We start from the raw sequence: 12433 nt of genomic DNA, 5'->3' as shown, positions 1-12433 counted from the left end.
GACTAGCTCTTGGCCGCCGCGGCCCGGGTCTTGGTGGCCTTGGCCGCAGGAGCGGGCACGGTCTTCGCGGCGTCGTCCGGGGCGGCAGCCGAGACCGCGGCGTCCGCTCCCGGCACGGCGGCGGGCTCCTCGGTCTTCTTCACACCGACTCCCAGCTTCTCCAGGATCTTCTTCTCGATCTCGTTGGCGAGGTCGGGGTTGTCCTTCAGGAAGTTACGGGCGTTCTCCTTGCCCTGGCCGAGCTGGTCGCCCTCGTACGTGTACCAGGCGCCGGCCTTGCGGACGAAGCCGTTCTCCACGCCCATGTCGATCAGGCCGCCCTCGCGGCTGATGCCGTGCCCGTAGAGGATGTCGAACTCGGCCTGCTTGAAGGGCGGCGCGACCTTGTTCTTGACGACCTTGACGCGGGTGCGGTTGCCGACCGCGTCGGTGCCGTCCTTCAGCGTCTCGATGCGCCGGATGTCGAGCCGCACCGAGGCGTAGAACTTCAGCGCCCGGCCACCGGTCGTGGTCTCCGGGGAGCCGAACATCACGCCGATCTTCTCGCGGAGCTGGTTGATGAAGATCGCGGTGGTCTGGGACTGGCTCAGCGCACCCGTGATCTTGCGCAGCGCCTGGCTCATCAGACGGGCCTGCAGACCCACGTGCGAGTCACCCATCTCGCCCTCGATCTCGGCGCGCGGCACCAGGGCGGCGACGGAGTCGATGACGATGAGGTCGAGCGCGCCGGAGCGGACCAGCATGTCCACGATCTCCAGAGCCTGCTCGCCGTTGTCGGGCTGCGACAGGATCAGGTTGTCGATGTCGACGCCGAGCTTCTTCGCGTACTCAGGGTCGAGGGCGTGCTCCGCGTCCACGAACGCCACCTGGCCGCCGGCCTTCTGCGCGTTCGCGACGGCGTGCAGGGTCAGGGTCGTCTTGCCGGAGGACTCCGGGCCGTAGACCTCGACCACACGGCCGCGCGGGAGCCCGCCGACGCCGAGGGCGACGTCGAGCGCGGTCGACCCGGTGGGGATGACCTCGATGGGCTCATTCGGCCGCTCGCCCAGGCGCATCACTGCGCCCTTGCCGAACTGCCGTTCAATCTGCGCGAGCGCGGCGTCGAGCGCCTTCTCGCGGTCGGTTCCTGCCATGGGTTCCACCCGGTTTGCTTGAGTCGATCGCTTCACGTCAAAGACGCTAACGCCTGCCACTGACAATGCGCCCCGACGCCCGTCCGACCTGTGGATAACTCGGGCACATCTCCATGGAAACCCTGCCGAAACCCTCGGCGAGGGCTCCGCCGGAACTTCCATAAGAATGGATGTTCGATTTTCGTGTCAAGCGCACCACGCGACGCCTCCGAGACTACGTTCACAGTCCGACAACCCTCCGGATCCGGCCCGTCACGGGCCCGGCGCGCGTCCGGCCAGGGCTACTCCCCCGGGCGTAGCACCGGTGCCTTCGGCCGTACGACGACGTCCCCCGGGACCGCCCGGCAGGCTGTGCGCCATGGAAACGACGAGGGTCCGCCCCCTGACTCCGCCGAAGTCCTCGCTCCGCCCGGCCGAGCGGTTCTGCCACGTCACGGGCGCCGTGCTCGTCCTGTCGGGATGCGTGCATCTGCTGGTCTTCGCCGTCGACGGCGGCCCCTGGGACGGACCGGTCTCCTGGCGCAAGCCCGTCACCTTCGGACTCTCCTTCGGGTTGACGCTGATCGCGGTCACCTGGGTGACGTCGTATCTGCGCGTCGGGGCCCGGCTGCGCACCACGCTGCTCGTCGGGTTCGCCGCGGACTGCGTGGTGGAGGTCGGCGGGATCACACTCCAGGCGTGGCGGCGGGTGCCCTCGCATCTCAACATGGAGACCGGCTTCGACACGGCGGTGTCCATGACGCTCGCCGTGGGCGGCGGGGTGCTGGTCGTGGTGCTGGCCCTGTTCGCGGTCGCGTCGTTCCGGAACCGGCCCGCCGGGCCTCCCGGCATGCCGCTCGCCCTGCGGTCCGGGTTCGCGATCCTGCTTGTCGCGCTGGCCTCCGGCGCCGCGATGATCGCGCGCGGGGTCGTTCTCGCGCGCACCGGCCACCAGGAGGCCGCCTACCACTCGACGGCTCCGCTCAAGCCGCTGCACGGCGTGAGCCTGCACGCCGTCCTCGTACTGCCCGCGCTGGCGTGGCTGCTGTCCCGCACCGGCTGGAGCGAGCGGGTCAGGGAGCGCGTCCTGTACGGAGCGGTCGGCTGCTACGCCGCGGCCGTCATCGCGGCCGGCGTCGACGCGGTGCTCACCTGGTGAGCGTCACCGGTCGAGCAGTCGCCGCACGCGCGCGGCAACGCCCTCCGAGCTGCGCGTACGGTGCCCGTGGACGCGCGGGTCGTCCGTGACCTCGTAGCGCTTCACGTACGCCCCGAGGAACGCCTGGAGCGTGGCCACGGCGGGGATGGCGATCAGGGCGCCGACGGCTCCGAGGAGCGCCGTGCCCGCGATGACGGACCCGAAGGCGACCGCCGGGTGGATGTCCACCGACTTGGAGGTCAGCTTGGGCTGCAGCACGTAGTTCTCGAACTGCTGGTAGATCACCACGAAGACGAGCACCCACAGCGCGTACCAGGGGTCGACGGTGAAGGCGATCAGCATCGGCAGGGCGCCCGCGAGATAGGTGCCGATGGTCGGGATGAACTGCGAGACCAGGCCGACCCACACGCCGAGCACAGGCGCGTAGGGCACGCCGAGCGCCTCCAGCAGGATGTAGTGCGCCACTCCCGAGATCAGTGCCATCAGGCCGCGTGAGTACAGATAGCCGCCGGTCTTGTCGACGGCGATCTCCCAGGCGCGCAGCACCTCGGCCTGCCGGGCCGGCGGCAGCACCGAGCAGAGTGCGCGCCGCAGCCGCGGTCCGTCGGCGGCGAAGTAGAACGAGAACAGCGCGACGGTCAGCAACTGGAAGAGCCCGCCCAGCACCTGCCCGGAGACGTCCAGGACGCCGGTGGCGCTGTTCTGCACGTACTTCCGCAGCCAGGCGGAGTGGAGCAGGCTGTCCTGGATGTCGACCCGTCTCAGGTCGGTGTGGAAGTGCGCGTTGATCCAGTTGATGACGGAGTCGAGGTAGTCCGGGAAGCCCTCGACCATCTTGATGATCTGCCCCGCGAGCATCGAGCCGAGCAGGGTGACGAACCCGGCGGTCAGGATCAGCGAGCCGAGGAAGACGAGGAACGCGGCCAGTCCCCTGCGCACGCCCCGCGAGGCCATCCAACTCACCGCGGGTTCTATCGCGAGCGCCAGGAAGAACGAGATCAGGATATTGATCAGCAGGCCCGTGAGCTGGTGGAACGCCCAACTGCCCAGCTGGAACCCCGCGATGAGCGTCAGCGCGAGCACCATGGCACGCGGCAGCCAGCGCGGCATGCGACCGCCCTGCGCGACGACGCCCCCGCCGGGCGGGTCGGGCGGAGTCGTGCCGAACGGGGATGCCTGCTGATCGACCTGCGTGTTCTCGTCTGTCGGGGCCACGGAGCAAGTTTCGCCCACGCCACCGACAATCGGCCCCGGTCCCCCCTTGTTCGATGCCCGTCGGACACTTCCCCGGCCCGGGCCAGGCACTTTTCGGATACCTGTCAGTGCTTTTCGTACGGAACGTCCATCGACGCGCACACCACGCGCCAGACGTCCTTGGCCTCCCAGCCGGCGTCCAGCGCCTCGTTGACGGTGCGCCCGCCGAGTTCCGTCATCACGTGATCGCGCGCGAAGGTGTCGGCGTACCCCGCGCCGAAATGATCTGCCATTCGCTGCCTGAAGACCGTCAACCGCATGACACCAGTATCCCGCCCCTGGGGGTGGGCCGATGCCGGGACCGCATGCCGGGACCGCTTTCCGCCCTACGGTCTGACGCATGGCCGAAACAGGAGCATCCCCACTCCCCCAGACGCCCCCGGCGCGTTCCCCGCTCGCACGCGCCGAGCACTTCATCTGGCTCACCGCGCGCGTGCTGGAACAGCGCCGCTTCGCGTATCACTTCCTCGGCGGCGGCGCCGACCCGGTGGAGACCGCGCTTGCCGCGTACCTCAACGACGACGAAGGGTACGGTCACGCGCTCGAACCCGATCTGCGCGGCCCGATCAGCCAGCCGCTGCACACCGGGCACGCGTTGCGGGTCCTCGACTCGATCGGGCGCTGCGGAGGGCAGCGGGTCGAGCGTGTGTGCCGCTATCTGACCTCCGTGTCGACGGCGGACGGCGCGCTGCCGGCGATCCATCCCAGCCAGCGCGGCTACCCGGCCGCCCCCTTTCTCCCGATCGTCGACGACCCGCCGAGCGAACTCCTCGCCACCGGGCCGGTGGTGGGTCTGCTGCACCGCAACGAGGTGTGGCACGCGTGGCTGTTCCGGGCCACCGACTTCTGCTGGCAGGCGGTCGAGTCCCTGCAGCGGTCCCATCCGTACGAGATCGAGGCGGCGGTCGCCTTCCTCGATTCGGCGGCCGACCGCCCGCGCGCGGAGGCGTGCGCCGACCGCCTGGGCCGTCTCGTCAGGGAGAGCCGGCTCGCCGCGCTCGACCCCGGGAACCTGGCGGCCTTCCCCGTCGCCCCCGGTTACGCGGAAAATGAGCATCACTTCCCGCACGACTACGCGAGCACTCCGGGTTCGCTCGCGCGCGCGTGGTTCACCGACGAGGAGATGACCCGTTCCCTCGACCACCTCGCGGCCGAGCAGCAGGAGGACGGCGGCTGGCCCATCCGGTGGCGTCAGTGGGCACCGGGCACCGCCCTGGAGAGCCGCCCCCTGGTGACGATCGAGGCGCTGCGCACCCTTCGGGCGCACGGCAGATCCCTCGACTGACGACGTCCGCCTCTTGCCGCGGTCCGCGACTGCGACCGCGACCACGACCACGACCCCGACCCTTCTTCCGGGAGCGTGACGGGATCGGGGGCCGCGCCCGGCCTCGCACGGAACAGCCCGCAAACGGGCCCACGCGCGCGTGCCCGCGCGTCACCCCGCGATCGCGCGGACCCCGGCCGTCACCACCACGGCGGCAGCGACCACCAGCAGGAACGGGGCGCGCAGGATCAACGCGACGGCCGCCGCCGCCAGCCCCGCGGCCTTCGCGTCCACGACGAGGACCCGCCCGTCCGCGAAGGTCTGCTGGGCCGTGAGGGCGGCCAGGAGGGCGACGGGCAGCAGGGCGGCGAGGCGCTGCACGAGCGGCCGCTCCAGTACCCCCGCGGGGATCAGCAGGCCGACGAGCTTGACGACGTAGCAGCCGACGGCGGTGGCGCCGATGGCGATCCAGATGTTCAACGGTCTTCCCCAGATGCGTCGTGCGGTGCGTCGGCGGGCACATCGGTCGGTGCCTCTGGCCCGGGCGTGGACGGGCTCCGCGGTGTGCCACCACACGGCCCGTCCTCGGTACGCGCCCGGTTGCGTCCCGTCACGTAGAGAACGGCGGGGGCGGCGAGCGCGGCCACCAGCACGGGGACTCCGGCGGGCAGCACGGGCAGCAGGCCGAGCCCCAGCAGGACCGCGATGCCCGCCACCGCGCGTTCCGTGGTGGTCTTCAGCATGGGCGCGAGCAGCGCCAGGAACACGGCGGGTCCGGCGGCGTCCAGGCCCCACGCGTCGGTGTCCCCGATGGCCTCGGCCCCGGCCGCGCCCAGCAGGGTGGTCAGGTTCCACAAGAGGTACAACGACAGGCCGGTGACCGTGAAGCCGAGCCTGACGCTGCGGCGGGTGGGCTGGGCGAGCGCGACGGCCGTGGTCTCGTCGATCACCCACTGCGCGGCGAACGGGCGCACCGCGCGCGGGAGGGCGAGGAGCTGCGACAGGCGCAGCCCGTAGAAGGCGTTGCGCACCCCCAGGAAGAAGGCGCCCGCTGCCGCCGTGAGCGGGTTGCCGCCGGCCGCGAGCGCACCCACCAGCGCGAACTGCGAGGCACCGGTGAACACCAGGAGGCTGAGCGCGCAGGTCTGCAGAAGGCTGAGCCCGCTGCCGGCCGACGTCACCCCGAAGGCGAAACCGGACAGTCCGACGGCGACCCCGACTCCGAGTGCGTCGCGGACGACGGCGGCGTCGGGTTTTCCGTCTTCTTCACTGCGTTGGTCCGCGAGAGCTGTCTGTTCTGCCACGCATCGGACGGTACGAGGAGGTGCCCCGCCCCGTCTTGTACGTTCTTGCGCTCACGCTGGTAGGCCCCCGGGGGCACCCCCACGATCCGGGTGAAGTGGCGGTTGAGGTGCGGCTGATCCGTGAAGCCGACGGCGAGGGCCGCCTCGGCGGGCGCGGAACCGGCGTCCAGGAGATGACGTGCCCGGCGCACCCGCGCGTCGGTCAGCCACGTGTGGGGCGGCATTCCGTAGGCGTCCCGGAACGCGCGCAGCAGGGCGAACGAGCTGGTGCCGAAGTCGGCGGCGAGCCGCTCCAGCGTCGGCGGCTCGGCCATCCGTTCCTCCAGCACGGCACGCGCGCGTGCGGCGAGACGGCCGCCGGCGGTCCGCACGGTCCGCTGCGGCAGGGGACCACCGTTCAGGCGCAGCAGCCGGGTCACGGCGACGCGCAGCAGGGTGTCGGCGGCCAGCGCGTTGCCCTCGTCGGCGGCCCGGAGCACCTGGTGGACCAGACCGGCCGCGTAGGGATCGTCGAGGACGGGCCTGGTGAATCCGGGGGCACCGCGCAGGGTGGTGGTCTCGGCGGCGATCTCCGCGACGAGGCCCGGGGAGGGGTACACGGCGCCGTAGCGCCAGCCCTCGGGAACGCCGGCGCGTCCGGTGTGCGGGGTGTCGGGGTTGACGAGGGCCAGGGCACCGGGACCCGCGTACTGGTCGACTCCACCGTGGTGGAAGACCTCGACGCCCTCGTCGATGGCGGCGATCACGAAGTTCTCGTGCGTGTGCCGCACGAAGATCTTCTCGACGTACCGGGCCCGCAGGAGATCGACACCGGGCAGTTCCGCGTACTGCCAGTGTCGTGCCCGCTCCTGCCCCGAACCTGCCACGTCCTCATTCTCCGCCACCTCGGCCGGAGCCACCGCGGACGTCCACCGCACCCCGCGCACGGGCCTGGCGGACTCCGGTCGGCCGACCCGTTCCGTCACCGTATCCGTGCAGGTCAGAGCGATTGTCAGTGAGCGGGTGCAGGATGGACGCATGGTCAGCTCCACGCATCGGGCCCTCGACGGCTTCTCCCCCGCGACCCGCGGCTGGTTCACGGGGGCCTTCTCCGAGCCCACCGCGGCCCAGGCCGGGGCGTGGAAAGCCATCGGCGCGGGTTCCGATGTGCTGGTCGTCGCCCCGACCGGCTCCGGCAAGACCCTGGCCGCGTTCCTCGCCGCGCTCGACCAGCTGGCCTCGACACCCCCGCCCGCGGATCCCAGGAAGCGCTGCCGTGTGCTGTACGTGTCGCCGCTCAAGGCGCTCGCGGTCGACGTCGAGCGCAATCTCCGCAGCCCGCTGACCGGCATCCGGCAGGAGTCGGTGCGGCTCGGGCTGCCGGAGCCCGAGGTGAAGGTGGGGATCCGCTCCGGCGACACGCCGCCCGCCGAGCGCAGGGCCCTGGCCACCCGCCCGCCGGACATCCTGATCACCACCCCCGAGTCGCTGTTCCTGATGCTGACGTCGGCCACGCGCGACGCGCTGACGGGCATCGAGACGGTGATCCTGGACGAGGTGCACGCGGTCGCGGGCACCAAGCGCGGCGCCCACCTCGCGCTCACACTGGAGCGCCTCGACGAGGTGCTGCCCAAACCGGCCCGCCGTATCGGCCTGTCCGCGACCGTGCGTCCCGTGGACGAGGTCGCGCGCTATCTCTCCCCGCAGCGCAAGGTGGAGATCGTCCAGCCGCCCTCCGGCAAGGAGTTCGACCTCTCGGTCGTCGTCCCGGTGGAGGACCTGGGCGAGCTGGGCGGGTCCCCCGCCGCCGACGGCAAGGACGGCGCGGAGAAGCCCTCCATCTGGCCGCACGTCGAGGAACGGATCACCGACCTCGTCCAGTCCCACCGCTCGACGATCGTGTTCGCCAACTCACGGCGTCTCGCGGAGCGCCTGTGCAACCGGCTCAACGAGATCGCGTACGAGCGGGCGACCGGTGAGCCCCTGGACGAAGCGCATTCTCCCGCCGAACTGATGGGCGGCTCGGGAGCGGCACAAGGTGCGCCGGCCGTCATCGCGCGTGCGCACCACGGCTCGGTGTCCAAGGAGCAGCGGGCCCAGGTCGAGGAGGACCTGAAGGCCGGCCGTCTGCCCGCCGTCGTCGCCACCTCCAGTCTCGAACTGGGCATCGACATGGGCGCGGTCGACCTCGTCATCCAGGTCGAGTCCCCGCCCTCCGTGGCGTCGGGGCTCCAGCGGGTGGGCCGCGCCGGCCACCAGGTCGGCGCGGTCTCCACGGGCGTCGTGTTCCCCAAGTACCGGGGAGACCTGGTGCAGGCGGCCGTGGTCACCGAGCGGATGCGTACGGGCTCCATCGAGTCCCTGCGGATCCCCGCCAACCCCTTGGACGTACTGGCCCAGCAGCTCGTCGCCATGACGGCGCTCGACACCTGGCAGGTCGACGACCTGCTCACCACCGTCCGTCGCGCGGCGCCCTTCGCCGCGCTCCCGGAGTCGGCGTTCACGGCCGTGCTCGACATGCTCGCCGGCCGCTACCCCTCGGACGCCTTCGCGGAACTGAGGCCCCGCGTCGTCTGGGACCGCGTCGCGGGCACGGTCACCGGTCGCCCCGGCGCCCAGCGGCTCGCCGTCACCTCCGGGGGCACGATCCCCGACCGCGGGCTCTTCGGGGTCTTCCTCGCGGGAGCCGACCCCAAGAAGGGCGGCGGCCGGGTCGGCGAGCTCGACGAGGAGATGGTCTACGAGTCCCGCGTGGGCGACGTGTTCACGCTCGGCACGAGTTCCTGGCGCATCGAGGACATCACGCGGGACCGCGTCCTCGTCTCCCCGGCCCCCGGTGTCCCCGGCAGGCTGCCCTTCTGGAAGGGCGACCAGCTCGGCCGGCCCCTCGAACTGGGCCGCGCCGTCGGCGCGTTCCTGCGAGAAGTCGGCTCCCTCCCTGAAGAGGACGCGCGGCTCCGCCTCCTCGCTGCCGGCCTCGACACCTGGGCCGCCGACAACGTCCTGGCATACCTCACCGAACAACGCGAGGCGTGCGGTCACGTGCCGGACGACCGCACCATCGTCGTCGAACGCTTCCGCGACGAGCTCGGCGACTGGCGCGTCGTCGTGCACTCCCCGTTCGGCGCCCAGGTCCACGCCCCCTGGGCCCTCGCCCTGGGGGCGAAGCTGTCCGAGCGGTACGGCATGGACGCCCAGGTCATGCACGCCGACGACGGCATCGTGCTCCGGCTGCCCGACGCCGACCTGATGGGCATGGACCTGCTCGACCAGGCCCCCACGAAGGCGGGCACCGAGTACGACGCCGACCAGGCACCGGTCGGCGCCGCGGACGTCGCCTTCGACAAGGGCGAGGTCAACCAGATCGTCACGGACCAGGTCGGCAGCTCGGCCCTGTTCGCCGCCCGCTTCCGCGAGTGCGCCGCCCGCGCCCTGCTGCTCCCGCGCCGCAGCCCCGGCAAGCGCACCCCCCTGTGGCAGCAGCGCCAGCGCGCCGCCCAACTGCTGCAGGTGGCGAGCGAGTTCGGCTCGTTCCCGATCGTCCTCGAAGCCGTCCGCGAATGCCTCCAGGACGTCTTCGACGTCCCGGGCCTCACGGAGCTGATGGGCGACATCGAGTCCCGCAAGGTCCGCCTCGTCGAGGTCACCACCACCGAGCCCTCCCCGTTCGCCCGCTCGCTCCTCTTCGGCTACGTCGCCCAGTTCCTGTACGAGGGGGACTCGCCCCTCGCCGAGCGGCGGGCCGCCGCGCTGTCGCTGGACTCCCGCCTGCTGGCCGAGCTCCTCGGCCAGGCCGAGCTGCGCGAGCTGCTCGACGCCGACGTGCTCTCCGAGCTGGAGAGCGAGCTGCAATGGCTCACCGAGGACCGGCGCATCAAGGACGTGGAGGGCGTCGCCGACCTGCTGCGCATGCTGGGGCCGCTCACGGACGCCGAACTGGCCGAACGGGGCGCCGAGCCGCACTGGGCCCAGGACTTGGCCGCCGCACGCCGCGCCATCCGGGTCCGGATCGCCGGGGCCGACCACTGGGCGGCGATCGAGGACGCGGGCCGCCTGCGGGACGCACTCGGGACAGCGCTGCCCGTCGGCGTCCCGGAAGCCTTCACCGAGCCGGTGAAGGACCCCCTCGGAGACCTCCTCGCACGGTACGCACGCACCCACGGGCCGTTCACGTCCACGACGGCCGCCGCCCGCTTCGGGCTCGGCACGGCGGTGACGGACGGCGCACTGCACCGGCTGGCCGCCAACGGGCGCGTCGTACAGGGCGAGTTCCACCCCGCGGGCATCGGCCAGGAGTGGTGCGACGCAGCGGTCCTGCGCAGGCTGCGGCGGCGTTCCCTCGCCGCGCTGCGCCACGAGCTGGAGCCGGTGCCGCCCGCCGCGCTCGCCCAGTTCCTCCCGCAGTGGCAACACGTCGGCAGCGGTCACGGGCTGCGCGGCGTCGACGGACTGGTGCGCGCCGTCGAGCAGTTGCAGGGCGCGTCCGTGCCGGCGTCCGCGCTGGAAAAGCTGGTACTGCCCTCCCGCGTCGCCGGGTACGCACCGGCGCTGCTCGACGAACTCACGGCCGCCGGAGAGGTCGTGTGGGCCGGAGCGGGTTCACTGCCGGGCAAGGACGGCTGGGTCGCGCTCTATCTGGCCGATGCCGCCCCCCTGCTGCTTCCGGCCGCACACCCCCTGGAGCTGACGGCACTGCACCAGTCCGTCCTCGACACCCTCACCGGCGGCTACGGCCTCTTCTTCCGCCAGATCGCCGACCAGGTCCGCGCCACCACCCACCCCGACGCCACCGATCCCCACCTCGCGGACGCCATCTGGGACCTGGCCTGGTCCGGGCGCCTCACGAACGACACCCTCGCCCCGATGCGCTCCCTCCTCGGCTCGGGCCGCACTGCCGGATCGACCGCCCACCGCGCCAAGCGCTCGGTCCCCCGCGGGCGCTACGGCGCTCTGACCGGCGGCGCCCGACCCCAGTCCCGGACCGGCCCACCGACCGTGGCGGGCCGCTGGTCGCTCCTGCCCGAGCGCGAGCCCGATCCCACCGTGCGCGCCCACGCCCTGGCCCGCACCCTGCTCGACCGGCACGGCGTGGTCACCCGCGGTGCCGTCGCCGCTGAGGGTGTGGAGGGCGGCTTCTCCGCCGTCTACCGCATCCTGTCCGCCTTCGAGGACAGCGGCCAAGCGCGCCGTGGCTATGTGGTCGAGGGCCTCGGCGCGGCCCAGTTCGCCATGGACGGCGCGGTGGACCGCCTGCGCGCGGCGGCGAACGCTCGGGACCGCGGCGACACCTCGTCCCCGCTCATGTCCCCTGGCGGCCACGGCTTCCCGGACGGCTCTCCCGGGGCCCACGGTTTCCCGGACGACCACGGTCTGCCGGGCGGTCGGGGATCCGCCCTGGGCCCGGCGGACGTGCCCGGGTTCCCCGACCTCTCGGGACTCCCGGGCACCGGCGGACGCGTGGACTCCACCGGCCGGCCGGACCCCGACGGCGAGGGACACGGCACAGGCCTCGGCAGTCCGGACCTCGACGGACACGAGCCTGCCTTCGGCGAACCCGGCTTCGGCGGAGGCGACTTCGGCAACCCCGGTTCCGGAGACGGCGGAGCCCACGCCTTCTCCGCCGACTCCGCCTTCTCGGCCGGTTCCTCGTACCCCGACGCCTCCGGCCACCCGCCGGCGTCGTCCCGGCGCAATGCCTCGCCATACGGGTACGGCTCCACGGGCCCCGCCGACCGAGGTTTTCCGAACGCCCGCTCCCGCACCCGCGCCACCTCCCCGGCAGTCGTCCTGGCCGCGGCCGACCCCGCGAACGCCTACGGGGCGGCCCTGCCCTGGCCGGAGTCGCCGACCGAGGCGGGCCACAAGCCGGGCCGCAAGGCGGGTTCCCTGGTCGTCCTGGTCGACGGCGAGCTGACCCTCTACATGGAGCGCGGCGGCAAGACCCTGCTGGCCTGGCCCGCCGATCCGGAGAGCCCGGTCGGCGACGACGTACGCCTGCACGCCGCGGCCGAAGCCCTCGCGGCATCGGCCCGCGCGGGCTCGCTCGGCACGGTGACCGTCGAGCGCGTCAACGGAGCCTCGGCCCTGACCTCTCCCCTCGGCACCCTCCTGGAAGGAGCGGGCTTCATCGCCACCCCACGCGGGCTGCGGCTGCGAGCCTGACCTCGCCCCGCGCGCCGGAGCACTCCCCGAACCGGGAGCGACCCGGCATGCGGGCACACGGTCCGGTGGGGAACGCCCCGGTCCACCGGCGGACACGTGACACCGACCGCCGCACGCGACGCCGATCCCCGATCGTGCGGCCTCCCCAGCCCGAAGATCACCCACAAGCCCCTCACCTCCGCCCCCTACTCCCCACCCG

Annotated in this window: 8 protein-coding genes and 1 pseudogene; 3 read left to right on the top strand and 6 right to left on the bottom strand. The window is 72.5% G+C overall.

Annotated features, from left to right (window positions below; genetic code table 11):
* Nucleotides 1-2 precede the first annotated feature (2 nt).
* Complete coding sequence (gene recA, locus ACIRQH_RS36345) at nt 3-1133, bottom strand: recombinase RecA (protein WP_358819843.1); 1131 nt, start codon at nt 1131-1133, stop codon at nt 3-5.
* 358 nt (nt 1134-1491) lie between these two features.
* Between recA and ACIRQH_RS36340 the strand changes: the two genes are divergently transcribed.
* Nucleotides 1492-2271, top strand: a complete 780-nt coding sequence (locus ACIRQH_RS36340) for a hypothetical protein (protein WP_404229313.1) — start codon at nt 1492-1494, stop codon at nt 2269-2271.
* Nucleotides 2272-2274: 3 nt separating this feature from the next.
* On the opposite strand, the gene ACIRQH_RS36335 is transcribed toward ACIRQH_RS36340, so the two are convergent.
* Together ACIRQH_RS36335 and ACIRQH_RS36330 are read right to left on the bottom strand one after the other, a co-directional pair.
* Entirely contained in the window at nt 2275-3486 is a 1212-nt protein-coding gene (locus ACIRQH_RS36335; RefSeq protein WP_404229311.1) for an AI-2E family transporter, read from the bottom strand.
* A 104-nt stretch (nt 3487-3590) separates the two neighbouring features.
* Nucleotides 3591-3785 carry a DUF3046 domain-containing protein gene (locus tag ACIRQH_RS36330; protein WP_358819840.1) on the bottom strand — a complete coding sequence of 65 codons (195 nt, stop codon included), beginning with the start codon at nt 3783-3785 and terminating at the stop codon, nt 3591-3593.
* Nucleotides 3786-3865: 80 nt separating this feature from the next.
* Between ACIRQH_RS36330 and ACIRQH_RS36325 the strand changes: the two genes are divergently transcribed.
* Nucleotides 3866-4810, top strand: coding sequence for a hypothetical protein (locus ACIRQH_RS36325; RefSeq protein WP_404229308.1), 945 nt, complete (start codon nt 3866-3868; stop codon nt 4808-4810).
* Nucleotides 4811-4960: 150 nt separating this feature from the next.
* Here the strand turns inward: ACIRQH_RS36325 and ACIRQH_RS36320 are convergent, their stop codons facing one another.
* The 3 genes and pseudogenes from ACIRQH_RS36320 to ACIRQH_RS36310 form a co-directional block, all read right to left on the bottom strand.
* Nucleotides 4961-5269: an AzlD domain-containing protein gene (locus ACIRQH_RS36320; RefSeq protein ID WP_358819838.1), complete on the bottom strand. Its 309-nt coding sequence runs from the start codon at nt 5267-5269 to the stop codon at nt 4961-4963.
* A complete protein-coding gene (locus tag ACIRQH_RS36315; RefSeq protein WP_388867752.1) occupies nt 5266-6093 on the bottom strand; it encodes an AzlC family ABC transporter permease in 828 nt (275 codons plus the stop codon). The genes ACIRQH_RS36320 and ACIRQH_RS36315 overlap by 4 nt, the downstream gene beginning before the upstream one ends.
* 113 nt (nt 6094-6206) lie before the next feature.
* A pseudogene (locus ACIRQH_RS36310) lies at nt 6207-7112 on the bottom strand (AraC family ligand binding domain-containing protein); the annotation flags it as partial.
* On the opposite strand from ACIRQH_RS36310, the gene ACIRQH_RS36305 reads away from it, so the two are divergent.
* Nucleotides 7111-12234, top strand: a complete 5124-nt coding sequence (locus ACIRQH_RS36305; RefSeq protein ID WP_404229304.1) for an ATP-dependent helicase — start codon at nt 7111-7113, stop codon at nt 12232-12234. The pseudogene ACIRQH_RS36310 and the gene ACIRQH_RS36305 overlap by 2 nt on opposite strands.
* The last annotated feature ends 199 nt before the right edge of the window (nt 12235-12433 follow it).

This window comes from Streptomyces sp. NPDC102279 (assembly GCF_044766365.1).
In the GTDB taxonomy this organism is placed as follows: domain Bacteria; phylum Actinomycetota; class Actinomycetes; order Streptomycetales; family Streptomycetaceae; genus Streptomyces.
Note: the sequence above shows the minus strand (reverse complement) of the source record. Positions and strands in the feature narration are given on the sequence as shown.

Bases quoted from the DNA above. Each gene is read 5' to 3' on its own strand.
- recA (WP_358819843.1), bottom strand. From the start codon at position 1,133: ATGGCAGGAACCGACCGCGAGAAGGCGCTCGACGCCGCGCTCGCGCAG.
- ACIRQH_RS36340 (WP_404229313.1), top strand. From the start codon at position 1,492: ATGGAAACGACGAGGGTCCGCCCCCTGACTCCGCCGAAGTCCTCGCTC.
- ACIRQH_RS36330 (WP_358819840.1), bottom strand. From the start codon at position 3,785: ATGCGGTTGACGGTCTTCAGGCAGCGAATGGCAGATCATTTCGGCGCG.
- ACIRQH_RS36325 (WP_404229308.1), top strand. From the start codon at position 3,866: ATGGCCGAAACAGGAGCATCCCCACTCCCCCAGACGCCCCCGGCGCGT.
- ACIRQH_RS36305 (WP_404229304.1), top strand. From the start codon at position 7,111: ATGGTCAGCTCCACGCATCGGGCCCTCGACGGCTTCTCCCCCGCGACC.